Consider the following 23,914-nt stretch of genomic DNA (forward strand, 5'->3'; position numbering starts at 1 on the left):
CCATCTCGATACCCGCGCCAGGCCGAATTGTAGCCGCCGCGCCTACTTCCCGGCCCAGCCGATGGCCACCCGCGCCAGCGCATCGATGGTGTCGCAGACCGGAAAGGGCAGCGCCGGGCCGGCGGCGATGCCGAGCGGGATTTCCGTGCAACCCAGCACCACCGCCCGCGCACCGCGTGCCACCAGGGCGTGCGCGGCCTCGGCCAGCGGCGCATGGGCCGCGGCCACGCGGTTGGCTTTCACCTCCGCAATGCCGGGGGAGACCAGGCGGTCCATCTCCCCGGCGGTGGGCACCAGGCAGGTCCAGCCGCGCGGCTCCAGCCGGTCCTGGTACAGCCGCATCGCCAGCGTGCCGGCGGTGCCCATCAGCCCGATCGGGCCGGGGGTGACGCCGAGACGCAGCAACTCCGTCTCCGCCGCATCGACGATGTGCAGGATCGGCAGGGCGGTGGCCGCCTGCATGGCCTCGAACCAGCCATGCGCGGTGTTGCAGGGGATGGCGATGGCGCCGGCGCCTGCCGCCTCCAGCCCGCGGATGCCGCGCAGCAAAGCGGGCAGCGGGTCCGCCCCGCCGGCCAGGCGCGCCGCGGTGCGGTCCGGCACCCGGGGGTCGGACCACAGCACGGCGGGGATATGGTCCTGGTCGCGATCGGCCGGCGTCAGCAGGGTCAGCCGCAGCATGAATTGCGCGGAGGCCAGCGGTCCCATGCCGCCCAGCACGCCGAGCACCGGAACACCAAGAGTTTTTTCCGTCATGCGGAGCCTCGTCCTATCGTCCTGCGACCCCGGAGACTCGCCCCATGCGCCGCCGCAGCCTGATTGCCCTGACCGCCACCATGCCCTTCGCCGCCGCAGCGCAACAGGGTGGGGCGCAACAGGGTGGGGCGCCACAGGGAAGCGGGGCCTGGACCGCCGCCACCGAATATCCGGCCGGCGCGATGCCGGCGGAGGGGCTGACGCGGCTGGCCGAGGCCGCCCGGCCGCTGGTGATCACGCCCGCCTTCGATGCGCCGGGCGGCGTCCGCTCCGCCGCCATGCCGCGCGCCGTGGCGGAAGGCCGCTTTGCCATCGGCGATGCCTTCGCCGGCGCGCTGGGGGAGCTGGACCCGGTGTTCCTGCTGTCCTCGCTGCCCTTCCTGGCAACCTCCGCCGCCGAGGCGAAGCGCCTGCTGGTGGCAGCCCGGCCGGCCTACCAGGAGGCGCTGGAGACGCTCGGCGTCACCCTGCTGCATGTCACACCCTGGCCGCCCACCGGCATCTGGTCCCGCCGCCCGATCGCCACGCCCGCCGACCTGCGTGGCCTGAAGCTGCGGACCTATGACGCGACCGGCACCGAGACGATGCGTGCCCTGGGGGCGGAGGCCGAGCAACTGAGCTTCCAGGCGGTCGCGACCCGGCTGGCCGATGGCTCGATGGATGCCGTGCTGTCCTCCGGCGATGGCGGCGCCGGGCGCAGGCTGTGGGAACATCTGCCGCATTTCACCGAGATCGGCTACGCCATGCCCGTCAGCCTGGCCTTCGGCGACCCGGCGAGGCTGCGCGCATTGACCGAGGACCAGCGCGCCGGGCTGGAACGCGCCGCGACCCGCACCGAGACCGGCCTATGGACGCTGCTGGAAACCCGCGATGCCGCCAACAAGCAGCGGATGCGGGAGAATGGCGTGACCATCGCCCAGCCGGCCGCACCGCTGCTGGCGGCGCTGCGAGAGGCCGGCGGTGTGGCGGTGAAGGCGTGGGAGGCGAAGGCCGGCGCGACCGGCTCCGAGATCCTGGCCCTCTACCGCAGCGGCGGCTGATCAGGTCAGCCCCGCCACCCCGTCCCACACCAGCTTGCTGCCGGTGACCGCCAGCATCGCATAGACGATGCGGTAGAAGACCCGGTCGCTCATCCGCGATTGCAGCCAGATGCCGAGCTTCACGCCGATCGGCGCCAGCGGCAGCAGCACCAGGCTGGTCAACAGATTGGTGGCGGAAAGCTGGCCGAGGAAGGCGTAGGGCACCAGCTTCACGTAGTTCATCACCGCGAAGAACACGACGGTGGTGGCCGCCAGCGTCGCCCGGTCCATCCGCAGCGGATACAGATACACCGCCAGCGGCGGCCCGCCAGCATGGGCGATGGTGCTGGTCAGGCCGGAGACCATGCCCCAGAAGCCGCCGCGCAACCGCCCCGGCGTGGCGGGCTCGGGCGCCGCCTGGCCGGGCCGGGCCTGCCACAGGCTGCGCGCCAGGAAGATCAGCGCGATGCCGCCCACCATCAGCTTCACCGCCGCATCGCTCATCAGCCCGAACACCGCGGCGCCCACCGCGATGCCGGCCAGCCCACCCGGCAGGATGATGCGCAGCTGCGCCCAGCTCCACCGCCCCCACCAGGCGCGGATCGAGGAGATGTCCATCGCGCACAGCACCGGCAGCGCGATGCCGGCAGCCTGCGGTGCCGGCACCACCAGCGCCATCAGCGGCACCGCGACATTGCCGGCGCCGGAGGCGAAGCCGCCCTTGCTGATGCCGGTCAGCAGGAAGGCGGGCACCGCGAGCGCCCAGAACCAGGGGTCTGTGATGATCGACAAGTTCGGGACCCCGGGATGACGCAGTGGGAGGCGGGGTGTATGGCACGCGGCATCCCCGCCCGCATCAGGAGCAGCCTATATCATGGAGCATATGACGGACCCGACGTGGCTGGCGGGTCTCGCCGTCGCCATGGCGATCACCGGGTTGATCTCCGGCACCCTGGCCGGGCTGCTCGGCGTCGGCGGCGGCATCGTCATCGTGCCCGTGCTGTTCAACGTGTTTCCGTTCTTCGGCATTCCGGAGGCGGTGCAGATGAAGCTGGCGGTCGGCACCTCGCTGGCCACCATCATCCCGACCAGCATCCAGTCCGCGCGCAAGCATTTCGCCAAGGGCACCATGGATGTGCCGCTGCTGAAGTCGCTGGCGCCCTCCATCGGCGTGGGCGTGCTGCTCGGCACGGTGCTGGCGATCTGGCTGAAGGGGGAGGCGCTGACGCTGGTCTTCGCCGTCATCGCCATCCTGGTCGCCTTCAACATGGGCTTCACCGGCGTGACATGGAAGCTGCGGGACAGCTTCCCGACCGGCCTGCTGCGGCAGGGCCTGGGCGGCTTCATCGGCACCGTCAGCGCCATGATGGGCATTGGCGGCGGCACGGTGGGCGTGCCGATCCTGTCCATGTTTGGCGCGCCGATCCGCAGCGCGGTGGCCACCGCCAGCGTCTTCGGCATCATCATCTCGATCCCGGCCACCATCGGCTTCATCTATGGCGGCTGGGGCGACCCGCTGCTGCCGCCGCTGAGCCTCGGCTACGTCAACCTGATCGGCTTCGCGCTGATCGTGCCGACCTCCATGCTCGCGGCGCCCTGGGGCGTGCACCTGGCGCACACGATTCCGCCGCTGCTGCTGAAGCGGGCCTTCGCGGCCTTCCTGTTCCTGACGGCGTTGCGGATGTTCTATTCGCTGGTGATGTAGGGCGGCTTACGGCCGCCACGGCAGCGTCCCCGCCGGCAGCCGGCGCGCGGCGAGGGTGGCGGCGGCCATCAGCGCCGCGCTCAGCAGCAGCGCCAGGCAGGACACGGCGGCGGCCAGTGGCGACTGGCCGCTTTCCTGCAGGCTGAACACCAGGACCCCCAGCGTCTGCGTCCCCGGCCCGTATAGCAGGGAGGAGACGGTCACCTCATTCACCGCCGTCAGCGCCACCAATATGCCGCCGGCGGCCAGCGCCGGGGCCAAAGGCGGCAGGTGGATCGACCACAGCCGGCGCCACGGCCCGGCGCCCATGCCGCGCGCCGCATCCTCCAGCAACGGGTCCAGCCTTGCCGCCGCCGCCGCCGCCGGGCGCAGGGCGAGCGCCTGGAAGCGCGTGAGATAGGCGAACAGGATCAGCCCCAGCGTGCCGTACAGCGCGCCGCTGCCGGGCAACGACAGCACCACCAGGATGGCGGCCACCCCGGTGCAGGCGCCGGGCAGCGCGTAAGGCAGGTCGGTCGCCGTGGCCGCCAGTCGCACCGGGCGGGCGCGCAAGGTCAGTGCGATGGGCAGCGCGGCGGCGGCCAGCAGCAGCGCGGCACCCGCCGAAAGCAGCAGCGAATTGGCGAAGGCGCGGCCGGTCTGCGCATCGGCCGCCACCGCCGCGCCGAAATGGCGCAGCGTGGCGGTGGTGGCGGTCAGCTCCATCCCCATCGCCGGCACCAGCGCCGCCGCCAGCAGCGCCAGCATCGGCACCGCGAGCACCACGAACAGATACAACACAACCGCACCCAGCACCGCCGCCTGGCCCCGCGCGGGCAGCGCCAGCGGCGCGAAGGGCAGCCGCCCGGCCGAGGGCGCGCGCCGTGCCGCCAGGGCCTGGAGCACCAGGGCCGGCGCCGCCATCACCGCCAGCAGCAGCGCCAGCGCCGCGGCCTCCGCCAGTGAAGCGGTGCCGCCGGAGGACAGCCGCTGCCAGATCAGCACCGGCAGCACGGTGAAGCGCGCCGGAATGCCGATCAGCGCGCCAACGCCGAAATTGCCGAGTGCGGCGACATAGGCGAGCCCGGCGCCCGCCAGCAGCCCCGGCGCCAGCAGCGGCCAGACCGCGCGGCGCAAGGCGGCCTCCGGCGCGGCGCCGAGGCCGCGTGCGGCCAGCACCACCTCACCGGGCACCCGGCGCAGCAGGGCGGCGACGGCCAGCAGCACCAGCGGCGCCGATTGCGCGGCCAGCAGCAGCGCCATGCCGGTGGGCGAATAGATCGGGTTGGGCGTGCCGATCGGTGGCGCGAGGCCTAGCGCCAGCAGCAGGGGGGAGGCCGGGCCGCCGGCCTGGATCCAGCCCAGCGCCATCACCTGCGCCGGCACCAGCGCCGGCAGCACGGCGCAGAAGATCAGTACGCGCCGCCCCGGCAGGCCGCGCAGCAGCAAGGCCCAGGCCAGCGCGCCGCCGATCAGCGTGGCCAGCGCGGCGGCGGCCAGGGACAGGGCGAGGGATCGCCAGGCAGCGCGCCAGATCGCCGGGTCGGCCAGCGCCCCGGCCACCACCGTGCCGCCCAGCGCCTCCGCCAGCAGGCGCAGCAGCGGAATGGCGCCGACCAGCAGCAGCCAGCCGAGCGACAGGCCCGCAATGCCACGCCCCAGGCCCTGCCCGGGGACGTGATCCTGATCCCGAGTCAATGTGGGGGCGAGCGCCTCAGCCGCTGATCAGGGTGGCGAAGCGCCGCAAGATCTCGGCCTGCTCGGCGGCGGCGCGGGCGGCATCCAGCGGCATGATGCGGATCGACTTCGGGTCCGGGAAGCCGGCGGGCGGCGCCACCTCCGGGTCGATCGGCAGGAAGCCCTGGCGGGAGGCCAGCTGCTGGCCTTCGCGCGACAGCAGGAAATCCAGGAAGGCGATCGCCGCCGGCGCGTTGCGGGTGGTGGACAGGATCGCCGCCGGCTCGGTGATGGCGGAGACGCCGTCTTCCGGGAAGACGAAGCGCACCGGGGCGCCCTTGGCGGCCTCGCGGATCGGCAGATAGTCGATGGCGATGCCGAAGGCGCGCTCCGCCCCGGCGACGGCCTGCATCACCGGGCCATTGCCGCCGCGCGCCTGCACGCCCTGCGCCACCAGCTTTTCCACATAGGACCAGCCGAGCGCCGGGTTCTGCACCAGCGCCGTGACATGGATGGCGGCTGCGCCGGATACGGCCGGCGAAGGCATCGCCACCTGGTTGCGCGCGCGCGGGTCCAGCAGATCCGTCCAGGTCTTCGGCACGAAGGGTGCGCGGGTGTGGTGGACGATGCCGGTGGTGATCAACTTGGTGGCGAAGTAGCCGCGCGCCGCATCCACCTGGGCCGCCGGGGTGCCGCCGAGCTGCACCTCCGGGCTCGGCCGCAGCCGGCCTTCGGCGCGCAGGCCCTCGAAGGTCAGGCTGTCGGCCAGCAACAGCACATCGGGGCGGGGCTGGCCGGCGGCGATCTCGGCGCGCAGGCGGGTCATGATCTGGCCGGTGCCGGCGCGGATCCATTCCACGGTGACGCCGGGACGGCGCGCCCGGAAGGCTTCCACGGTCTGCGCCGCATCGGGTTCGAGCTGCGAGGTATACAACACCAGCGTGCCGGAGACGCCGCCCTGCGCCAAAGCCGGACTGGCCAGGAACCGGTTGGCGGCGATGCCCGCCGCGGCCAGGCCGAAACTCCGCCGGTGTAGTGCCATCGTTTCCCCGCTGCATGAAACCCGATGCCGATCTAGAGCGGCCGGTGCAGATCGGGCAGGGGGGCTGTGTGAAGTTCCTGTGGCTTTTTTTCAGGAAAGCCCGGGCGGGCCGGCAAAAGCTGAGGTCCCGCCACCCCCTGCCGCCCGCCCGCCCGGGCCGCGGCTCACGGAGGGGTCATGAAATTCGCGGTGGCGCTGGCGCGGCCGATCAGCGACTGCATCTCCGGCGCCTCATGCCCATCCACCGCGGTCAGCGCCTCCATCGGGCAGAAATACTCATGCGGCGCGGGCATCTGGGACTTGGCGAAGCCGAGGTAATGGCGCGCCTTCAGACCATACAGCACCCGTACATCGCGCACCGGCAGTACCAGCGGCTCCGTCGGCGCTTCGCGCAGCAGGCGGATCAGGCGCCAGCGCGGCGTCGGGTCCTCGGCGCCGACGCGCTCCATCATCCAGCGTAGCGGGCAGACCACCAGCAAGGACCCGGTGGAGGGGGCAAAGCGCGCCCGCTTGTCTTGGAGGTTGGAGATCGAGCCGCAGGCCTCGATGCACAGGATATCCGCATAGCGATCCGCCGGGTCGGGGCTGAAATGCAGCCACAGCCCGTCCGGGATGGTGCGGTAGGTGTTGGTGCCCGGCAGCTTCAGGAAGGGCTGCGCGCCAAGGGTGAGTTCCCCGGGCCGGCCGCGCAGCCAGGTGCCGGGCTGTTTCGGGGTGCGGGTGATTCCGGGCGGAAGCTGCGGCCAGAGGCGCAGGCGATTGCGGACGAGTTCGTCGAGTTCCTTGCCGGAGCCCAGGCGTAGTGGTTCGCTCATTTGGTTTAGGTCCCCTGTGGATATCAACCCTACGTAGATAGATTCCCTGAACTGCGCGGGAGTTCAAGGCGAAAATTCAGGGTTTCTTAAGAAAGCACCCGTCCGGGTTGCAGAATCGCCCAGGTTGCGCGGAAGGCCAGAGGGGCGGCAGGGGGCTTCGCCAAGCGGGCGAAGCTGTCGCGCAATTGCACCGCAGGATTTTTCCACAGGCTTTCAATTGCTTGCGCCAAGCCCGCAATTGCACCGCGCTGAATCTCCTGGTCGCAGAACGGTCTGTGGCCCGCGATGCGCCGGTAGCGATTTTTTTGCGGGGTTCAGCCGCGGCAGGCCCCTGCGGGCATGAAAAAGCCCCGCGCGGCAGGGCCGGCAGGGCTTTTCGGTGGCCTCAGGCGCGGGGCCGGGTGGCCCCGCCGCAGCTCAGCGGGCGGCGACCTTCACGTAATCGCGCTGCGCCGGGCCGGTGTAGATCTGGCGCGGGCGGCCGATGCGCTGCGAAGGATCCTCGATCATCTCCTTCCACTGGCTGACCCAGCCCACCGTGCGCGCCACGGCGAAGATCACCGTGAACATGCTGGTCGGGATGCCCATCGCCTTCAGGATGATGCCCGAATAGAAATCGACGTTCGGGTACAGCTTGCGGGAGACGAAGTACTCGTCCTCCAGCGCCACCTTCTCCAGCGCCATGGCGAGGTCGAGCAGCGGCTCGTCCTTGATGCCGAGCTCGGACAGCACCTCGTGGCAGCTTTGCTGCATGATCTTCGCCCGCGGGTCGAAGTTCTTGTACACGCGGTGGCCGAAGCCCATCAGCTTCACGCCGGAGTTCTTGTCCTTCACCTTCTCGATGAAGGAGGGGATGTTGTCGACGTGGCCGATCTCGCCCAGCATCTTCAGCACCGCCTCATTCGCGCCGCCATGCGCCGGCCCCCAGAGGGCGGCGATGCCGGCGGCGATGCAGGCGAAGGGGTTGGCGCCGGTGGACCCGGCCAGCCGCACGGTCGACGTGCTGGCATTCTGCTCGTGGTCCGCGTGCAGGACCAGGATGCGGTCCATCGCCTTGGCCAGCGTCGGCGAGACCTTGTATTCCTCGGCCGGCACGGAATTCAGCATGTGCAGGAAGTTGGCCGCGTAGGACAGGTCGTTGCGCGGATACACGAAGGGCTGGCCCTGGCTGTACTTGTAGGCCATGGCGGCGATGGTCGGCACCTTCGCGATCAGGCGGAAGGCGGCGATCTCGCGCTGGTGCGCGTCGTTGATATCCAGGTTGTCGTGGTAGAAGGCGGCCAGCGCCCCGACCACGCCGCACATGATCGCCATCGGGTGCGCGTCGCGCCGGAACCCGTTGAAGAAGTTGCGGATCTGCTCATGCACCATGGTGTGGTAGGTCACACCCTTGCGGAACTTGGCCAGCTCCGCCTCGGTCGGCAGGCTGCCATTCATCAGCAGGTAGCAGACCTCGATGAAGTCCGAATTCTCGGCCAGCTGTTCGATCGGATAGCCGCGATACAGCAGCACGCCCTCATCGCCATCGATGAAGGTGATCTGGCTCTCGCAGCTCGCAGTCTCGCCATAGCCCGGGTCGAAGGTGAACACGCCGAGGTCGGCGTAGAGCTTGCGGATGTCCACGACATCCGGGCCGAGTGATCCCTTGAGGATGGGCAGGCTGGTACTGCGGTTGGAGCCGTCGAGTGTAAAGGTGACGGACCCGTTGGCCGTGACGGTCATGGCTTGCTTCCTCGCAGGCAGGGGGCTCTCAGGCATACACAGGTGACGGTTGCCTTACTCGCGCCACCGTTATGGTGCGGCGCAAGATAGGAGCCTGTCCGCCCCCTTGGCAACTTAGGCTCGGATCAAGACTGCTTTCGCGTGAAGGATCGGTATATCCATGGGGCACGCATGGGGCATGCGCGGGACGCGATGGCCCGGCGCCGGCATGAATCCACAGGCTCAGTTGCGGCGGCGCCAGGCGTCCGGGCGGGTGAAGTTGCCGGCCCAGAGGCCACGGCCGGCCAGCCGCGCCTCCGTCTCCACCAACCGCATCGCCACATCATCATCCGCATAGGCGAGTGCCCAGCCGGCGGTGACGAGGCCGGTGTTCAGCTCCGCCCCGCCCGCGGTGCAGCGGCCAAGCCCCCGCCCGAAACGGTCCCGCCCATGCACCCGGCACAGCACGGACCGGCCATTGACCAGGCGTGACAGCGCCTCCGCCGCCGCCGCGCCGCAATCGAACCAGCGACCGGCGGCGTCGGAGCAGGATTGGCCGCGTTCCGGCGCATCGATGCCGGACAGGCGCAGCGTGCGGTCGCCGAGGCGCAGCGTATCGCCATCCACCACCCGGACCTCGGCGGCCAGCGCCGACCAATCCTGTTCCCGGGGGGCGGACCCCATCAGGTCGGGCGGCAGGCCGATGCCGGACAGGCCGGCCACGATCAGCACGCCGGCGAGGGCCATCAGCGGCGCGCGCAGACGGCGTGGAGCGGGGGCGGGGCGGAAGATGCGGCGGCGTCGGAACACGGATTGAATGCAGCTCGGCTGGGGCAAGCTACGGGTAACCCATGCACAGCAGGGCGCGCAACCCATTCATTTTCTTAAATATTAGGTCAGGAACCGGGCGTTCAGCCTTGATTCCAAAAGGCTTCAGTCGAGAGGAGGTCGCCCCAGGCCTTGGCAGCCCGGGACCTTGCGCGGCGCGACCGGGCCAGCACCCACCCCTCCGCCACCCCGGCCGCCCAGGCCCCTGTGCCATGGGACTCGCCTGCAACCAGGGCGCGAGCCACGCTGGCGTCATTCGCCAAACCGAACTGTTCCTGCGTCTCCGCCAGCCGTTCCAGGAAGCGGCGGCTTCGCTTGCGGCCGAACAGGGGGGCGAACAGCTCCGCCAGGTAGCGCAGCCGCTTGCCGTGCAGCCGCAGCGCGTGGAATTCGGCGTCGGGCAGGTCGGCGATGTCCTCCCCCACCTCGGTCATCCGGCGCCAGGCCTTGGACAGCATGTGGCTGGCCAGGTCCTCCAGTGGCGCGTCGCGGCGCGCCGCGGCCTTGGCGTTGTCCTCCGCCCGCCAGGGATGCTCGAGGTCCAGCGCCACGCCATCCCACACCAGTTGCCGGAAGGCCGGGCTGGCCAGCAGGCCGCGCAGCGCCTCGTAGCCCGCGGCGCGGTGGCGCTGCCCGGCCTCCAGCAGCGCCGCGATCCGCGGCTCGCCCGGCAGCGCCTCGGCCAGCTCGGCGCCGAGGCCGGCCAGGAACACATCCCAGTCCCGCGCCGGGCCGAGCGTGCGGGCCAGGCCCTTCAGCCCCTGGTCGAAGCGGCGCAGCGCCGGGGCATCGGCGGCGGGCCGGAAGGCCTTGAGCGCGGAGCGCAGCCGGCGCAGCGCCACGCGCATCTGGTGCACGCCGCTGGGGTCTTCCCCCGCCACGGCCACCGGGGTGTGCCACAGCAGTACCTCCAGCAGATGGCCGATGACGCCGCGCAGAGCCGCCTCCACGTCGAGATCAGCGGCCAGGCGCGGCGCGCCCAGCCGGCGTGGGCGCAGCTTGTCGTGCCGGGCGAAGGCGCGGGCTTCCTCGGCCAGGCTGGCGCGCGGCGGCAGCAGCGGCAGCGCGCCGGCCAGGTCCCGCATCGTCTCCAGCACCGCCGCCGGTGGGCCGGTCAAGGTGAGGCGGGCAACCGGGCGCTCGGCTGCCTCCACCCGCAACGTGCCGTACAGCAGGCTGGCTTCCACCGCGCCGGTCAGCGGCACGCTGACGCGCCGGCCGGTGAAGGCCGAGAGCGGCAGCAACGCGGCGCCGCCCGCCGCCGCCGGGACGGCATCCGGTGCCAGGCTGTCCAGCACGGCTGACGGGCTGCCCGGGCGCCAGGGCGTATCCGCCGCGGGCATGGCCCGTATCAGGCGGCGCGGCGCCCGCGGGCCCGGCGCGGCCTCCAGCGCCAGGCCCTCCTCCGCCAGTGCGCCCTTGGCGGTATCGAGCCAGCTCAGCGCCACCGCGACAGACCTGGTGCGCCCGGTGCGCCGGGCCGAAAGCGCCGGGTGGCGGAAGAAGCCGGCAGCTTCCACGGGGTCGAGCGCCGCTTCGAGGTTCAAGGCCGGGGTGGTGCCGGACATCGTCTCAGGCCGGAAGTTCAGTTGTTTCGCCGGCGGCGGGCAGGTCGGCCGGCGAGAGCACGCGCAGCAGCCGCCCGCCACCGCCCTCCAGCCGCCGCCAGGGCAGGGCGAGGGCGAATTCGGTCAGCGTCGCGGTCGGGTAGCCGTCCGCCAGCCGCCGGGTCATCGGCGTGCCGGCGGCCATGGCGGCAGGGCCTGCCAGCGCCATCGCCAATTCGTGCAGCCCGGGGTTGTGGCCGATCAGCAGCACGCTGCGCGCCGTCTCCCGCACCCCGCGCAGCACGTCCAGCAGGCTGGGCCAGGCGGCGAGGTAGAGGTCGTCCATCGGCTCGACCAGCGGCGAACCATCCAGCGGCGCCAGGGCCTCCAGCGTCTGCAGCGTGCGGCGGGCGGAGGAGACCAGCACGATGTCCGGCACCAGTCCAAGTTCGCGCATCGCCGCCCCCATGGCGACAGCCGCGCGCCTGCCGCGCGCATTGAGCGGACGGGCGTGGTCCGAGAGGCGCGGATCGTCCCAGCTGGACTTCGCGTGCCGCAGCAACAGCAATTGGCGCATGGTGGCGCATCATGCCACGCCGGGGCGGGATTGGCGACGGGTGGCCATTCGGGCACCGGGGCGGCTTTCCGTTGTGGTCTTCGGGACCATCTGTGCGGGCCTGGACAGGGATTTGGATGCGATGACGGGTCAGGTGCTGGTTTTCGGGGCAACCGGCGGGGTGGGGGCGGCGCTGGCGCGGCGCCTGGCGGCACGCGGCGCGCGGCCCTTCCTGGTGGCGCGGCGGGAGGCGACGCTGGCCGAACTGGCGGCGGAACTCGGCTGCGGTCACTTCGCCGCGGATCTGCTGGACCCGGCCGGGCGCCGGGCCGCGGTGGAGGCGGCCGGCTCGCCGCTGGCGGGGCTTGCCGTCTGCGTCGGCTCCATCCTGCTGAAGCCGCTGGCCCGGGTGACGGAAGCCGAATTGCTGGAGACCTTCCGGCTGAACACCGCCGGACCCGCGCTGGCGGTGCAGGCGGCAGCGGCGGCGCTGGCGGCGGGAAAGGGGTCCGTGGTGTTGTTCTCCTCCGTCGCGGCGCGCACCGGCTTTGCCAATCATGTGGCGATCGGCGCGGCCAAGGCCGGGGTGGAGGGCGTGACGGTGGCACTCGCCGCCGAACTTGCGCCGCATATCCGCGTCAATTGCATTGCGCCGAGCCTGACCCGCACGGCGCTCGCTGAACCCCTGACGCGGAGCACCCAGATGGCCGATGCCATTGCCAAGCAGCACCCGATCCCCCGGCTGGGGGAGGCCGATGACGTGGCCGCGCTGGCCGATTTCCTGCTGTCCGATGCCGCCGGCTGGATGACCGGCCAGGTGATCGGCGTCGATGGCGGGCGTGGCGCCATTGCGGGGCGCGGATGATGCGGCGGCGGGCCGTGCTCACCGGGGTTCCGGCCCTGCTGCTGGCGCAGCAAGCCATCGCGGCGCCGGCCGGGCTGGATTTCCGGGTGCTGCGCTCTGGCAGCCCGGTCGGCACGCATCGCGTGCGCTTCCGCGAAAATGCCGGGCTGCTGGAGGCGCAGAGCGATGTGCGGATCGAGGTGAAGCTGATGGGCTTCACGGTGTTCCGCTACCAGCACGAAACCGCCGAGACCTGGCGCGGCGACCGGCTGGTGGCGCTATCCTCCCGGCTTGAGAAGAACGGCACCACCACGGCCTGCGAAGTGCGGGCCAGCGGTGCCGAATTGCTGCTGCGCGGACCGGAGGGTGAACAGCGCCTGCCGGCCCGCGCCGCGCCGCTGACCTGGTGGCGGATGGCCACCTTGCGGCCCGGCGTGCCGCTGTTCGACCCGCGCAAGGCGCTGGCGGTGGAGCCGGAGCTGCGGATCAGCCCGGCCGCCGGCGGAACCCGCGTGGTGCTGGTGGGCGGCGAGGGGGCGGAGGTGCTGTACGATGCCGCCGGCACCTGGGTCGGCTTCGCCACCACGGGCGAGGATGGCAGCCCCGTGCGCTACGAAAGGGCGTGACGACCCTTCGCGTGGTCCTCGGCGACCAATGTTCCGAGGGGTTGTCCGCGCTGGATGGCCTGGATGCGGCGCGGGACGTGGTGCTGATGGCGGAGGTGCGGGCGGAATGCACCTATGTCCGCCACCATAAGCAGAAGATCGCTCTGGTGCTGTCTGCCATGCGCCATTTCGCGGCGGCGCTGCGCGGGCGCGGCATCACCGTGGCCTATACGTGCCTGGATGATGCGGACAACACGCACAGCCTGGCCGGGGAAGTGGCGCGGGCGGCCAAGGCGCATGGCGCGACGCGGATCATCTGCACCCATCCGGGCGAATTCCGCGTGCTGCGCGACATGCAATCGTGGCGGGACGCCACCGGCCTGCCGGTGGAAATCCGGGAGGATTCGCGCTTCCTGTGCAGCCTGGACCGCTTCCGCGCCTGGGCCGGAGACAAGAAGCAGCTCCGCATGGAGTATTTCTACCGCGAGATGCGCCGTGCCACGGGCCTGCTGATGACCGCCCCGGATGAGCCGGCCGGCGGCCAGTGGAACTACGACGCCGAGAACCGCGCCGCGCTGCCCGCCGGTCTCACCCCGCCGCGCCCGCGCCGCTTCGCGCCGGATGCCGTGACGCAGGCGGTGATCGCACTGGTGGAGCGCGAATTCCCCGACCATTTCGGTACCACGGACCAGTTCCACTGGCCGGTCACCGCCGAGCAGGCCGAGCAGGCGCTGGCGGATTTCGTCACCCATCGCCTGCCGCGCTACGGCGACTACCAGGACGCCATGGCGCAGGGCGAGGCGACGTTGTTCCACGCGCTGGTCGGTGCCGCGCTGAATTGCGGGCTGCTGGACCCGATGGCCGCCTGCCGCGCGGCGGAGGCCGCCTATCGCAGCGGCCATGCGCCGCTGAATGCGGTGGAGGGGTTCATCCGCCAGATCCTCGGCTGGCGCGAATATGTCCGCGGCCTGTACTGGCTGAAGATGCCCGCCTACCGGGAGACCAATGCGCTGGAGGCGCATCGCAAGCTGCCCTGGCTGTACTGGTCCGGCGAGACCGGCATGGCCTGCATGGCGGCGGCGATCCGCCAGACCCGTGACCTGGCCTATGCCCACCACATCCAGCGGCTGATGGTCACCGGCAATTTCGCCCTGCTGGCCGGCCTCGCGCCGGCCGAGGTGAATGACTGGTACATGGTGGTCTATGCCGACGCCTATGAATGGGTGGAACTGCCCAATGTGCAGGGCATGGCGCTGCATGCCGATGGCGGGGTGATGGCATCCAAGCCCTATGCGGCATCCGGCGCCTACATCAACCGCATGTCGGATTACTGCCGCGGCTGCGCCTATGACGTGAAGCGGCCGACGGGGGAGGGCGCCTGCCCGTTCAACTACCTGTACTGGGATTTCATGGCCCGCCACGCGACGCGTTTCGCGAAGAACATGCGGATGGCGATGCCGCTGCGGACGCTGGCGAAGATGGATCCGAACAAGGTCGCCACCATGCGGGCGCAGGCCACGGCGTTTCTCGATGCGCTGGAGGCGGGGGCGGAGCCCCTGCCTATGGCACGCAGGACATCAGCGTCACGGGCTGGCCGCGATAGCGTTCTTCCCCTTCCGGAGCCCACCCAAGCGAGGCGTAGAACGCCGCCTGCCCGCCGGTGAACAGCCAGAGCCGGGGATAGGCCAAGGCCGCCGCCCGCCGCCGCACCTCCGCCACCAGCGCCGTCGCCACGCCCTGACGCCGGAATTCCGGCGCGACGAGGACGGAGGCGAGCCAGGGGGAAAGGTCGGGCCGGCTGGGCAGGTCCTCGACATCCAGCGTCGCGGTGCCCAGCGCCACGCCGTCCCGTTCGGCCACCAGCGCGCAGGGCAGGCCGGGGCCGGTGGCGCGGTGCAGGAACGCCGCCGTCTCCGCCGGCGCATGGCCGCCCGCCGCCCACCACTCGGCATGCAGCCAGGCGGCGACCAGGGGCAGATGCGGGGAATGCGCGACAGGGCGGATCAGCATGGCATCCGCAGGGTGCACGGCACGGCCGGCGCCGTCACGCTCCGCGACCGGGCCGTCACGCTGCGCGATTGGGCCGTCACGCCACGCTGCGCGACTGGGCCGCCAATTCATCGGCGATCAGCCGCCGCGCCGCCTCGGCCGGCATCGGGCGGCCGAACAGCCAGCCCTGGGCCTGCTCGCAGCCTTCGGCCGTCAGGATGCGCGCCTGTTCCTCCGTCTCCAGCCCTTCGGCCACCACCGTCATGTCGAGGATGCGGCCGAGGCCGACGATGGTGGCAACGATGGCGCAGAGCTTCGGGTCGCAGGTCAGGTCCTTGATGAAGGCGCGGTCGATCTTCAGCTTGCCGAAGGGAAAGCGCCACAGATGCGCCAGGCTGGACCAGCCGGTGCCAAAATCATCCATGGCGATGGAAACACCCAGCGCCCGCAGGTCGCGCAGCAGCGCCACCACATCCTCGGTGTCTTCCTGCAACAGGCTTTCGGTGATCTCGAGCTCGAGCCGGTGCGCCGGCAGGCCGGTGTGGGCCAGCGCATCGGCCACGGTATGCACCAGGTCGCCGTAGCGGAACTGGGCGGGGGACAGGTTGACCGCCACGCGGTGGTCGCCGGGCCAGCGCGCGGCCTCGGCGCAGGCGGCGCGGATCACCCAGGCGCCGAGCTGCACGATCATGCCGTTCTGCTCGGCCAGCGGGATGAACTCGATCGGTGGGATCATCCCCCGTACCGGGTGGGGCCAGCGCAGCAGCGCCTCGAAGCCCACCAGGCGCTGGTCGCGCAGGCGGCGCTGCGGCTGGTAGTGCAGCACCAGGGCCTCGGCCTCGATCGCCTGCTGAAGATCGGCCTCAAGCTCCCGCCGTGCGCGCAGCGCCTCATCCATCGCCGGCTCGAAGCCGCGGATCGCAGGCGTCGGCGCGCCGCGCGCGGCGGACAGCGCCGCCTCGGCGCGCGCCAGCAGCAGCTCCGCCTCCCCCCCATCCTGCGGCGCGACGGCAAGGCCCAGCTCCACGCAGAGGCTCAGGCCGTCGCCATTGGGCAGCGGCAGCGGTTCGGCCAGGGCTTTGGCCAGGCGCTCCGCCAGGATGATCGCATCCTCCTCCCCGGCCATTGCGGTCTGCACCACGGCGAAACGGTCGGCCGACAGCCGCGCCACGGTATCGCCATGCCGAACAAGGGATTGCAGGCGGCGGGACAGGGCCTCCAGCACCGCATCGCCGGTGGCGCGGCCATGCAGGGCGTTCACGTCGCGAAAGCCGCGCAGGTTCAGCACCAGCAGGCCCACCTGGCCCTGTCCCGCCCGCACCCCCTGCAGGGCCTGCTCCAGGCGATGGCGCAGTTCCGCATGGGTGGGAAGGCCGGTCAGGCTATCGTGGCGCAGCAGGGTGCGGGCGCGGGTGGCGGCCGCTTCCTCTCGCCGGCCACGCAGGCCGAGCCACAGCATCAGCGCCAGCATCGTGGCGGCGAACAGGATGATGCTGGCCTGGGCCATGCGGAAGACGCTGGCGATATGCTGCCGCCGCCCGGTATCGCGCATCGTGACCTGAAGGGTCCCGGCCGCGAGCTGGGCATCCGGCACCGGCACCTCGACCCGCGCCGGGCGCCGTGCCTCGCGCTCCTGCGGGTCCACGGGCGCTTCCGCCAGCAGCGCGCCACCCGGGCCGAGCAGCCGGAAGCCGGCGAATTCCTCCGCCAGCGGAAAGGCGCTGAGCCGCGCAAGCGCGGCCTCGCTGGCCGGCTCGCCCCGCAGAAACTCCCGCAGGCGCGGTTCCTCCCGCACGAGATCCGTCACCAACTGCTCGGCAAAGGAATGGCTGGCGGCGCGCAGCGTGTATTCCAGCAGGAACTGGTTCACGGCCATCGCGGCCAGCGTCAGCACAACGGCGACGGCACTGAGGCGCAGCAGCAGGCGCTGCACCGTATCGGTCGAGTTGGTAGCCGGGGGCGCAGGACTGGCCATGCGGGCATTCTGGACCGCATTGATGAACCGGGCGTTGAAGGCGCCGCAATGGCGCGATTTGCCCCGGCACGCCGCGCGCCGGTATAGCAACGCACCCAAGGCTCCAGCCGCGCGACAGACTTTTACGGAGAGACAGGCCATGGCCGGCCATTCGCATGCGAAGAACATCATGCACCGCAAGGCGGCGCAGGGGGCCAAGAAGGCGGCGGCCTTCGGCAAGCTGATCCGGGAGATTTCCGTCAGCGCCAAGCAGGGCCTGCCCGACCCGGCGATGAACCCCCGCCTGCGCGCCGCGGTGAAGGCGGCGCTAGTCGCGAACATGACGCGCGACACCATCGACCGCGCCATCAAGCGCGCCGCGACGGCCGGGGTGGGCGAGGATTACCAGGAGATGCGGTATGAGGGCTACGGCCCCTACGGCATCGCCGTGATCGTCGAGGCGCTGACCGACAACCGCAACCGCACCGGCGGCGACCTGCGATCTATCTTCGCCAAGAACGGTGGCGCGCTGGGTGAGACCAACTCGGTAGCCTTCCAGTTCGAGCGCAAGGGCGTGCTGCGCTACCCGGCCGCGGCCGCGGATGCGGACACCATGCTGGAGGCCGCCATCGAGGCCGGTGCCGGCGATGTGGAAAGCACCGAGCATGGCCATGAGGTGTCCTGCGCGGTGGAGGATTTCGCCGCCGTGCGCGACGCGCTGGAGGCGAAATTCGGCACCGCCGAGGCCGCCCGCCTGGAATGGTGGCCCTCCACCACCGTGGACCTGGACGAGGAGCGGGCGCGGGAGGTGCTGAAGCTGCTGGATATCCTCGACGATCATGACGACGTGCAGAACGTCTATGCGAATTTCGAGGTGGATGCCGCGGCGCTGGAGCGGCTGAGCGCCTGATCGGCTTCATTACAAACGCGTTAACTAGTGAACCCAGACGCGCAACGGGCGATCTGTTCTCAACCGCGACGATGACATCGCGGGAGATGAGATGAATGGACCGCCCGATGAGCCGAAATCTGCTTTACCCTGTCCTGGGCGCCCTGCTGATCGCGGTCGGCGCACTGGGCTACTGGGCCTATGACCGGCAGAACCGCAGCGGTGTGGACATCACCGTCGGCGGCCGCGGCATCAGCGTCGAAACGCGCTAAGGGGGATCAGAACATGCTCGGAACCGTTCTTCTCATTGTGCTGATCCTGGTCCTCCTCGGCGGGGTCAGCGGGCGCTTCGGTGGCTATGGCTATGGCTTCGGCCATGGCGGCATGGGCCTGCTCGGCACCGTGCTGGTCATCGTGCTGGTGCTGCTGGTGCTTGGCCGGATCTGAGGCGCGACGGGACCCCGAAGCTGGGGCACCGTTTGCATCCCGGGTTGGCTTGGCGACGGTTTGCGGCGATATTTCCCCCAAGGGCCGAGAATGGCCCCGCGGAGGAAACACTGCCATGACCATCATTTCACGTCGTATCGCGCTCGGCCTGCCCCTCGTGGCGCTGGCCGCGCCGGCCCTGGTCCGGCCCGCTTCGGGGCAGCCGGCCTGGCCCTCCCGGCCGATCCGCCTGGTGGTGCCCTATGCGCCGGGCGGCACGACGGATGTGATGGCGCGGCTGGTGGCCGAACAGATCGGCCAGCGCCTGGGCCAGCCGGTGATCGTGGAGAACCGCCCCGGCGCCGGTGCCACCATCGGCGCCGCCATGGTGGCACAGGCGGAGCCGGATGGGCTGACCCTGCTGATGTCCAACAGCGGTTCGCATGGCGTCTCCCCCAGCCTCTATCCCACGCTGTCCTATGACCCGATGCGGGACTTCACCCATGTGGCGCTGGTGGTGACCAGCCCCTCCGTCCTGGTGGTGACCAAGGGCCATCCGGCGCAGGATATGGCGCAGTTCATCGCCCATGTGCGCCGCGCCGGGGAGATTGATTTCGCCGTCTCCGGTGTCGGCAGTTCCAGCCACCTGACCGGGGTGCGCCTCGGCCTGGCGCTCGGCGTCCGGGTGCTCGCGGTGCCCTATCGCGGCGCTGGCCCGGCGATGACGGACACCATCGCCGGCGTGGTGCCCGCGATGATGGACAGCCTGCCCTCCGCCGCGCAGCACATCAACAGCGGCAGCGTGCGCGCCCTGGCCGTGTCCTCCGCCACCCGGTCCAACCGCTTCCCGAACCTGCCGACCCTGCAGGAAAGCGGCGTGGATGTGGTGAATTCGGCCTGGTTCGGCATTTCCGGCCCGGCCGGCCTGCCGGCCCCGATCGTGACCCGCCTGGCCGCCGTGATCCGCGAGTCCCTGGCACAGCCCGCCATGATCACCCGCTTCGAGGATTTGACGGGCGCCCCGCCGCCGGAAAGCACGCCGGAAAGCTACACGGAATTCGTGCGCTCCGAGATCGCCAGCTTCGCGCCCATCGTGCGGGCGGCCGGCATCAATCCGACCTAGGTCCGCGCCTCCTCCACCCCCGGCGCGAACACTTCCGCCACCGCCAGCCGGCGCCGCGACAGATGCTGCGCGTGGGACCAGCGGCAGATCGCCTCCAGCTCCGCCTGGTTGGCGGCGATGCCGTAGGTCCAGGGGTCGGGGCCGAGCAGCGCCTTGGTGGCGGCCCATTCCTCGGCGTGGAACGGCAGCATCTGGGTCAGCGAGGAATGGCGGAGGTCGGCCTCGATATCCGCCAGCGCCAGGCGCTTGGCCTCCGCGAAGGCGGCGGTCAGGCGGGGGGCCAGGGTCGGGTCCCGCGCCAGGATGTCCTGGCGGATGCCCATCAGATGCATGATCGGGTGGAATCCGGTGCGCCGGTGATAGGCGATGGCGGCCGCGCGCGGGTCCGGGAACAGGCGCATCACGCGCGGGTCTCCGGCGGCGAAGGCGGCCGGTTCGGTGGGCGACAGGATGGCGTCGATCTCACCCGCCAGCAGCGCATCGTTCAGCGTGCCGGGGATGGGCTGCACATCCATCTCCGGCGGCAATTCCAGCCGCAGTCTTTCCTTGCGGCCGGCCTGGTTGGTGCCGGCGGTGCGCCAGGCGATGCCGTTCACATCGACGCCGTGCTCATCCGCCAGGATGCCGCGCAGCCATAGCCCGAGCGTCATCTGGTATTCCGGGATGCCGACGCGCCGGCCTTGCAGGTCCTTCGCCGTGGCAATGCCCGCACCGTCCCGCAGATAGATGCAGCCATGCCGGAAGGCGCGGGAGACGAAGGCCGGGATCGCCGCATAGGCGGCCTCGCCACGCGAGACCTGCAACAGGTGGGAGGAGAGCGACAGCTCCGTCACGTCGAACTCCGCGCGGGTGAAGGCGCGCGGAAAGCTCTGCTCCGAATGGATCGGCACCTGCACCAGCCGCACGCCGGGGATCTGCACGCGCCCATCGAACAGGGCGCGCACGCGGTCATACGGCGCGCAGGCGACCGTCAGCGTCAGCAATGCGCTCAATCCGCCCGGATGCGCGCACGCGCGATCAGCACCCGGAAGCGCTCCAGCTCGCTGGTGATCAGCGCACGGAAGGCCTCCGGCGTACGCGGGGCGGCATCCGCGCCCTCCGTCACCAGCCGCGCCTTGAGGTCGGCGTCGTCCAGCAGGCCGTTCACCGCGGCGTTGATGCGGGCCACCACCTCCGGCGGCGTCGCGGCGGGGGCCACCAGGCCGTGCCACTGCACCACCTCGAAACCCGGCAGCGCCTCGGCGGCGATGGCGGGGATGCCGGGCAGTGCGTCGGACGGGGCGAGCGCGCTCATCCCCAGCCCCAGCAGGCGGCCATCGCGGATCGAGGGCAGCACCACCGGTGCACCGGCGAAGCTGGCCTTCAGCCGCCCGGCCATCAAATCGGCCAGCATCGGGCCATTGCCGCGATAGGGCACATGCACCAGCTCGATCCCGGCCGCATCGCAGAACGCCGCCATCGTGATGTGGGACGCCGCGCCATTGCCGGCGCTGCCATATTCCAGGCTGCCGGGATTGGCCTTGGCGAGCGCGATGAATTCCGCGGCGGTGCGTGCCTGGACCGAAGGATGGATGGTCAGGATGGAGGGCAGGGTGGCGACCAGCGCCACCGGGGCGAAGTCGCGCAGCACGTCATAGGGGTTGTTCGGGTAGATCCAGGGGTTCACCGCCAGCGTGCCGACATGGCCCCACATCAGCGTGTGGCCATCCGCCGGGGCGCGCGCCACGGCGGTGGCACCCACCGTGCCGCCCGCACCGCCGCGATTCTCCACAACCACCGGGTGCCCGCCCAGCGCCTGTTGCAGCTTCATCGCCACCGGCCGCGCCAGCAGGTCATTCGACCCGCCAGGCGGGAAGGGCACCACGATGGTGATCGGCCGCGACGGCCAGGGCGCCTGCGCCAGGGCCGGCGTGGCGAGTGACGACAGGCCCAGCAGGCTGCTGGCGCGGAGGAGGGTGCGGCGTGAGGGCATGGGACACTCCGATGGGGTTTCCGCACAATCGCGCGTTGCAAAGGATTGCGGAAGGCGAATTCCCACATTGTGGAAGCCTTGCCGATTGCTGCAACCCGCCCGCGAATGATTTCCAGCCGGGCCGGAGCTGCGTTAGGCTGCCTTGTCCCGCTGGAGAAAGCCGATGACCAAGATGCGGATCGAGGGTTCCTTCGTCGCCCTGATCACCCCCTTCAATGCCGATGGCAGCGTCGATTTCGGCGGCTTCCGCACGCTGATCGACTGGCAGGCGAAGAACGGCACCTCCGCCGTGCTGATCATGGGCTCGACCGGGGAGGTCTCCATGCTGACGCCGGAGGAACGGCGCGAGATCGTCGAGAAGACCGCCAAGATGAAGACCGGGAACATGAAGATGTTCTACGGCTGCACCGGCACCAGCACGGCGGCGACCATCGCCTATCTGAAGCACGCGAAGGCCGCCGGCGCCGATGGCGCGATCCTGGCGGCGCCGGCCTATATCTGCGCGCCGGAGGACGACATCGAGGCGTTCTTCGCCGAATGCGCGGATGCGGTGGAACTGCCGATCGGCATCTACAACAACCCGCCGCGGGTGAAGTCGGACCTGCATTGGGACCATCTGCTGCGGCTGATGAAGCATCCGAACATCGTCGTGCTAAAGGAAAGCACCACCCGCGTCGGCCAGGTGGCGCAGGTGTGTGCCGCGCAGCCGGATGCGACCATCATGTGCTGCGACAGCCCCAATCTGGGCCTGGTGGTGCCCACCATGTCGCTCGGCGGGCACGGCACGGCGAATATGACGGGCAATATCGACCCGGCCGGCATGGCGCTGCTTTCCACCCCCTGGGCCGATCCGGCGCAGTCGGTGGTGTTCCGGGAGACCTATCTCCGGCTGCTGCCGCTGCTGCACTTCACCTATTCGGCGATCAACCCGGTGGCGGTGAAGTCGCTGATGCAGGCGGTGGGGCTGCCGGCGGGGGATCTGCGGCGGCCGCTTTCGGGGCTGAAGCCGGACCATCTGGCGCGCGGCCTGGCCATCGTGCGGACCCTTGGCCTGGATGCGCGTTATGGCTGGAAGACCGCGCCCGGCCTGCCGATGGCGGCGGAGTAGGGGCGGCTGCCGGAGTCGCGTTGCATGGAACGAACAGCGCAGGAACTCTACGGCGACGATCCGCAGCGCGCCGATGCCGAGGTGTTCGGCCGCCGCGGCGCCCTGGAAGGGACATCGCTGCAGGTGATGCAGGCGGCGGTGGGGGCGCCCATTCCGGCCGCTGCCACGCTGCCGCCCGGCATCCTGCCCGCGGCCTTCGCCCGGCCCGGCGCCCTGAAGCTGTTGCGGATGCCCGGCAAGGCGGCGCTGCTGCTGCATGATGAACGTCCGATCTGCGCCGAGACGCCGGAGGTGCTGCTGGATGAGGCGGTGACCTCCGCCCATGTCATGTTCGTCCGCAACAATGGCGGCATCCCGCCCGAAGTGGCGGACCCGCAATCCTGGCGCTTCACCGTGGAGGGGGAGGTCCAGGCGCCGCTGTCGCTGACGGTGGGGGAATTGCAGTCCCGCTTCCCGGTGGTGACCCGGCAGTTGCAACTGGAATGCGGCGGCAATGGCCGCGCCTTCCACCAGCCGGCGGCGCGCGGCAATCCCTGGGGCAACGGCGCCATCAGCAATGGCGCATGGGCCGGCGTGCGGCTGCGGGACGTGCTGCTGGCGGCGGGTCTCAAGCCCGGCGCCCGCTTCACCGGGCACTATGGCGCCGATCCGCATCTGTCCGGTGCGCCGGGGCAGGTCTCGATCGCGCGCGGCATGCGGATCGAGAAGGCGCTGGATGAGGACACGCTGCTCGCCTTCGCCCTGAACGGCGCAGCGCTGCCGCATCTGCATGGCGCGCCGCTGCGGCTGGTGGTGCCGGGCTGGCCGGGCAGTCTCAGCCAGAAATGGCTGACCCGCATCTTGGTGCGCGACGTGCCGCATGATGGACCTGGCATGGGCGGCACCAGCTATCGCGTGCCACTGCATCCGGTGATTCCGGGCAGCGCCCAGGACGGGCGGGATTTCGTGGAGCTGGAGAGCATGCCGGTGCGCTCGATCCTGACCAGCCACGCGCATGGCACGCATCTGCCGGCAGGCACGCGGCACCTCGATCTGCGCGGCGCCGCCTGGGCCGGGGATCTTGCGGTGCAGGCCCAGCATGTCAGCCTGGATTTCGGCACGACCTGGCAGAAGATGGCGCTGTTCCCGGCGGCCAACCGGCATGCCTGGCAGCGCTGGCAGGGCCGCGTGACGGTGCCGGCCGATGGCTATTACGAGGTCTGGTATCGCGCGACGGATAGCGCCGGCCGGGTGCAGCCGCACCAGGCCGCCAATTGGAACCCGCAGGGCTATGGCGCGAACCCGATCAGCCGTGCGGCGGTGTTCATCGGAAGAACGCTTGCCGTCTCCGCCTGATCGGTCGATCATACCTACGGACTATCGCAGATAAGAGGAAACGA

24 protein-coding genes are annotated in these 23,914 nt (G+C 70.8%); 11 read left to right on the forward strand and 13 right to left on the reverse strand.

The window, feature by feature from the left end:
* Positions 1-42: 42 nt before the first annotated feature.
* A complete protein-coding gene (locus Q8S40_RS17445; protein WP_304807252.1) occupies positions 43-756 on the reverse strand; it encodes an aspartate/glutamate racemase family protein in 714 nt (237 codons plus the stop codon).
* Between the two features lie 44 nt (positions 757-800).
* Here Q8S40_RS17445 and Q8S40_RS17450 point away from each other — a divergent pair, with 44 nt between their 5' ends.
* The gene (locus tag Q8S40_RS17450) at positions 801-1,796 is read left to right on the forward strand and encodes a TRAP transporter substrate-binding protein (protein ID WP_305671383.1); all 996 of its coding nucleotides are present in this window, start codon (positions 801-803) and stop codon (positions 1,794-1,796) included.
* On the opposite strand, the gene Q8S40_RS17455 is transcribed toward Q8S40_RS17450, so the two are convergent.
* The gene (locus tag Q8S40_RS17455) at positions 1,797-2,567 is read right to left on the reverse strand and encodes a sulfite exporter TauE/SafE family protein (protein ID WP_304807248.1); all 771 of its coding nucleotides are present in this window, start codon (positions 2,565-2,567) and stop codon (positions 1,797-1,799) included.
* A gap of 91 nt (positions 2,568-2,658) precedes the next feature.
* Between Q8S40_RS17455 and Q8S40_RS17460 the strand changes: the two genes are divergently transcribed.
* Positions 2,659-3,480: a sulfite exporter TauE/SafE family protein gene (locus Q8S40_RS17460; protein ID WP_305671384.1), complete on the forward strand. Its 822-nt coding sequence runs from the start codon at positions 2,659-2,661 to the stop codon at positions 3,478-3,480.
* Positions 3,481-3,486: 6 nt separating this feature from the next.
* Here Q8S40_RS17460 and Q8S40_RS17465 read toward each other — a convergent pair whose 3' ends face one another.
* The 7 genes from Q8S40_RS17465 to Q8S40_RS17495 form a co-directional block, all read right to left on the reverse strand.
* Positions 3,487-5,157 (reverse strand): iron ABC transporter permease, encoded by a 1,671-nt coding sequence (locus Q8S40_RS17465; RefSeq protein WP_305671385.1) that lies wholly within the window; start codon positions 5,155-5,157, stop codon positions 3,487-3,489.
* 16 nt (positions 5,158-5,173) lie between these two features.
* Positions 5,174-6,178 (reverse strand): ABC transporter substrate-binding protein, encoded by a 1,005-nt coding sequence (locus tag Q8S40_RS17470; RefSeq protein ID WP_305671386.1) that lies wholly within the window; start codon positions 6,176-6,178, stop codon positions 5,174-5,176.
* Positions 6,179-6,342: 164 nt separating this feature from the next.
* Positions 6,343-6,993: a hypothetical protein gene (locus Q8S40_RS17475; RefSeq protein ID WP_304807242.1), complete on the reverse strand. Its 651-nt coding sequence runs from the start codon at positions 6,991-6,993 to the stop codon at positions 6,343-6,345.
* A 417-nt stretch (positions 6,994-7,410) separates the two neighbouring features.
* A complete protein-coding gene (gltA, locus tag Q8S40_RS17480; RefSeq protein WP_304807240.1) occupies positions 7,411-8,715 on the reverse strand; it encodes a citrate synthase in 1,305 nt (434 codons plus the stop codon).
* A gap of 222 nt (positions 8,716-8,937) precedes the next feature.
* Positions 8,938-9,504, reverse strand: a complete 567-nt coding sequence (locus Q8S40_RS17485) for a thermonuclease family protein (RefSeq protein ID WP_304807239.1) — start codon at positions 9,502-9,504, stop codon at positions 8,938-8,940.
* A 101-nt stretch (positions 9,505-9,605) separates the two neighbouring features.
* On the reverse strand, positions 9,606-11,090 hold the full coding sequence (locus Q8S40_RS17490) for a CHAD domain-containing protein (RefSeq protein ID WP_305671387.1): 1,485 nt from the start codon (positions 11,088-11,090) through the stop codon (positions 9,606-9,608).
* A 4-nt stretch (positions 11,091-11,094) separates the two neighbouring features.
* Positions 11,095-11,646, reverse strand: coding sequence for a histidine phosphatase family protein (locus tag Q8S40_RS17495; protein ID WP_305671388.1), 552 nt, complete (start codon positions 11,644-11,646; stop codon positions 11,095-11,097).
* A gap of 121 nt (positions 11,647-11,767) precedes the next feature.
* On the opposite strand from Q8S40_RS17495, the gene Q8S40_RS17500 reads away from it, so the two are divergent.
* Genes Q8S40_RS17500 through Q8S40_RS17510 form a run of 3 tightly spaced genes read left to right on the forward strand, consistent with a single transcriptional unit; the run spans position 11,768 to position 14,738 of the window.
* Entirely contained in the window at positions 11,768-12,490 is a 723-nt protein-coding gene (locus Q8S40_RS17500) for an SDR family NAD(P)-dependent oxidoreductase (RefSeq protein WP_305671389.1), read from the forward strand.
* Between the two features lie 14 nt (positions 12,491-12,504).
* Complete coding sequence (locus Q8S40_RS17505) at positions 12,505-13,095, forward strand: DUF6134 family protein (RefSeq protein WP_305671390.1); 591 nt, start codon at positions 12,505-12,507, stop codon at positions 13,093-13,095.
* The gene (locus tag Q8S40_RS17510; protein ID WP_305671391.1) at positions 13,092-14,738 is read left to right on the forward strand and encodes a cryptochrome/photolyase family protein; all 1,647 of its coding nucleotides are present in this window, start codon (positions 13,092-13,094) and stop codon (positions 14,736-14,738) included. The genes Q8S40_RS17505 and Q8S40_RS17510 overlap by 4 nt, the downstream gene beginning before the upstream one ends.
* Here the strand turns inward: Q8S40_RS17510 and Q8S40_RS17515 are convergent.
* Together Q8S40_RS17515 and Q8S40_RS17520 are read right to left on the reverse strand one after the other, a co-directional pair.
* Complete coding sequence (locus Q8S40_RS17515) at positions 14,635-15,195, reverse strand: GNAT family N-acetyltransferase (RefSeq protein WP_305671392.1); 561 nt, start codon at positions 15,193-15,195, stop codon at positions 14,635-14,637. The two genes, Q8S40_RS17510 and Q8S40_RS17515, sit on opposite strands and share 104 nt — an antisense overlap.
* Entirely contained in the window at positions 15,161-17,038 is a 1,878-nt protein-coding gene (locus Q8S40_RS17520; RefSeq protein ID WP_305671393.1) for a bifunctional diguanylate cyclase/phosphodiesterase, read from the reverse strand. The genes Q8S40_RS17515 and Q8S40_RS17520 overlap by 35 nt, the downstream gene beginning before the upstream one ends.
* A 139-nt stretch (positions 17,039-17,177) precedes the next feature.
* Between Q8S40_RS17520 and Q8S40_RS17525 the strand changes: the two genes are divergently transcribed.
* From Q8S40_RS17525 to Q8S40_RS17540, 4 genes are all read left to right on the forward strand, one after another.
* Entirely contained in the window at positions 17,178-17,927 is a 750-nt protein-coding gene (locus Q8S40_RS17525; RefSeq protein WP_304807223.1) for a YebC/PmpR family DNA-binding transcriptional regulator, read from the forward strand.
* A gap of 107 nt (positions 17,928-18,034) precedes the next feature.
* Positions 18,035-18,178 carry a hypothetical protein gene (locus tag Q8S40_RS17530; protein WP_305671394.1) on the forward strand — a complete coding sequence of 48 codons (144 nt, stop codon included), beginning with the start codon at positions 18,035-18,037 and terminating at the stop codon, positions 18,176-18,178.
* A gap of 13 nt (positions 18,179-18,191) precedes the next feature.
* Positions 18,192-18,353: a DUF3309 family protein gene (locus tag Q8S40_RS17535; protein WP_304807218.1), complete on the forward strand. Its 162-nt coding sequence runs from the start codon at positions 18,192-18,194 to the stop codon at positions 18,351-18,353.
* 115 nt (positions 18,354-18,468) lie between these two features.
* Entirely contained in the window at positions 18,469-19,455 is a 987-nt protein-coding gene (locus Q8S40_RS17540; protein ID WP_304807216.1) for a tripartite tricarboxylate transporter substrate binding protein, read from the forward strand.
* Here the strand turns inward: Q8S40_RS17540 and Q8S40_RS17545 are convergent.
* A complete protein-coding gene (locus Q8S40_RS17545; protein WP_305671395.1) occupies positions 19,452-20,438 on the reverse strand; it encodes an ABC transporter substrate-binding protein in 987 nt (328 codons plus the stop codon). The two genes, Q8S40_RS17540 and Q8S40_RS17545, sit on opposite strands and share 4 nt — an antisense overlap.
* 5 nt (positions 20,439-20,443) lie before the next feature.
* The gene (locus tag Q8S40_RS17550) at positions 20,444-21,427 is read right to left on the reverse strand and encodes a tripartite tricarboxylate transporter substrate binding protein (protein ID WP_305671396.1); all 984 of its coding nucleotides are present in this window, start codon (positions 21,425-21,427) and stop codon (positions 20,444-20,446) included.
* Positions 21,428-21,590: 163 nt separating this feature from the next.
* Here Q8S40_RS17550 and Q8S40_RS17555 point away from each other — a divergent pair, with 163 nt between their 5' ends.
* Together Q8S40_RS17555 and Q8S40_RS17560 are read left to right on the forward strand one after the other, a co-directional pair.
* Entirely contained in the window at positions 21,591-22,535 is a 945-nt protein-coding gene (locus tag Q8S40_RS17555) for a 4-hydroxy-tetrahydrodipicolinate synthase (RefSeq protein WP_305671397.1), read from the forward strand.
* Positions 22,536-22,559: 24 nt separating this feature from the next.
* Positions 22,560-23,870 (forward strand): sulfite oxidase, encoded by a 1,311-nt coding sequence (locus tag Q8S40_RS17560; protein ID WP_305671398.1) that lies wholly within the window; start codon positions 22,560-22,562, stop codon positions 23,868-23,870.
* Positions 23,871-23,914 lie beyond the last annotated feature (44 nt).

The sequence above is a fragment of the Falsiroseomonas sp. genome (assembly GCF_030695085.1).
Lineage (GTDB): Bacteria > Pseudomonadota > Alphaproteobacteria > Acetobacterales > Acetobacteraceae > Falsiroseomonas.

Bases quoted from the DNA above. Each gene is read 5' to 3' on its own strand.
- Q8S40_RS17475 (WP_304807242.1), bottom strand. From the start codon at position 6,993: ATGAGCGAACCACTACGCCTGGGCTCCGGCAAGGAACTCGACGAACTC.
- Q8S40_RS17500 (WP_305671389.1), top strand. From the start codon at position 11,768: ATGACGGGTCAGGTGCTGGTTTTCGGGGCAACCGGCGGGGTGGGGGCG.
- gltA (WP_304807240.1), bottom strand. From the start codon at position 8,715: ATGACCGTCACGGCCAACGGGTCCGTCACCTTTACACTCGACGGCTCC.
- Q8S40_RS17525 (WP_304807223.1), top strand. From the start codon at position 17,178: ATGGCCGGCCATTCGCATGCGAAGAACATCATGCACCGCAAGGCGGCG.
- Q8S40_RS17535 (WP_304807218.1), top strand. From the start codon at position 18,192: ATGCTCGGAACCGTTCTTCTCATTGTGCTGATCCTGGTCCTCCTCGGC.
- Q8S40_RS17540 (WP_304807216.1), top strand. From the start codon at position 18,469: ATGACCATCATTTCACGTCGTATCGCGCTCGGCCTGCCCCTCGTGGCG.
- Q8S40_RS17470 (WP_305671386.1), bottom strand. From the start codon at position 6,178: ATGGCACTACACCGGCGGAGTTTCGGCCTGGCCGCGGCGGGCATCGCC.
- Q8S40_RS17515 (WP_305671392.1), bottom strand. From the start codon at position 15,195: ATGAATTGGCGGCCCAGTCGCGCAGCGTGGCGTGACGGCCCAATCGCG.
- Q8S40_RS17495 (WP_305671388.1), bottom strand. From the start codon at position 11,646: ATGCGCCAATTGCTGTTGCTGCGGCACGCGAAGTCCAGCTGGGACGAT.
- Q8S40_RS17490 (WP_305671387.1), bottom strand. From the start codon at position 11,090: ATGTCCGGCACCACCCCGGCCTTGAACCTCGAAGCGGCGCTCGACCCC.
- Q8S40_RS17550 (WP_305671396.1), bottom strand. From the start codon at position 21,427: ATGCCCTCACGCCGCACCCTCCTCCGCGCCAGCAGCCTGCTGGGCCTG.
- Q8S40_RS17520 (WP_305671393.1), bottom strand. From the start codon at position 17,038: ATGGCCAGTCCTGCGCCCCCGGCTACCAACTCGACCGATACGGTGCAG.
- Q8S40_RS17555 (WP_305671397.1), top strand. From the start codon at position 21,591: ATGACCAAGATGCGGATCGAGGGTTCCTTCGTCGCCCTGATCACCCCC.
- Q8S40_RS17460 (WP_305671384.1), top strand. From the start codon at position 2,659: ATGACGGACCCGACGTGGCTGGCGGGTCTCGCCGTCGCCATGGCGATC.
- Q8S40_RS17530 (WP_305671394.1), top strand. From the start codon at position 18,035: ATGAGCCGAAATCTGCTTTACCCTGTCCTGGGCGCCCTGCTGATCGCG.
- Q8S40_RS17450 (WP_305671383.1), top strand. From the start codon at position 801: ATGCGCCGCCGCAGCCTGATTGCCCTGACCGCCACCATGCCCTTCGCC.
- Q8S40_RS17445 (WP_304807252.1), bottom strand. From the start codon at position 756: ATGACGGAAAAAACTCTTGGTGTTCCGGTGCTCGGCGTGCTGGGCGGC.
- Q8S40_RS17560 (WP_305671398.1), top strand. From the start codon at position 22,560: ATGGAACGAACAGCGCAGGAACTCTACGGCGACGATCCGCAGCGCGCC.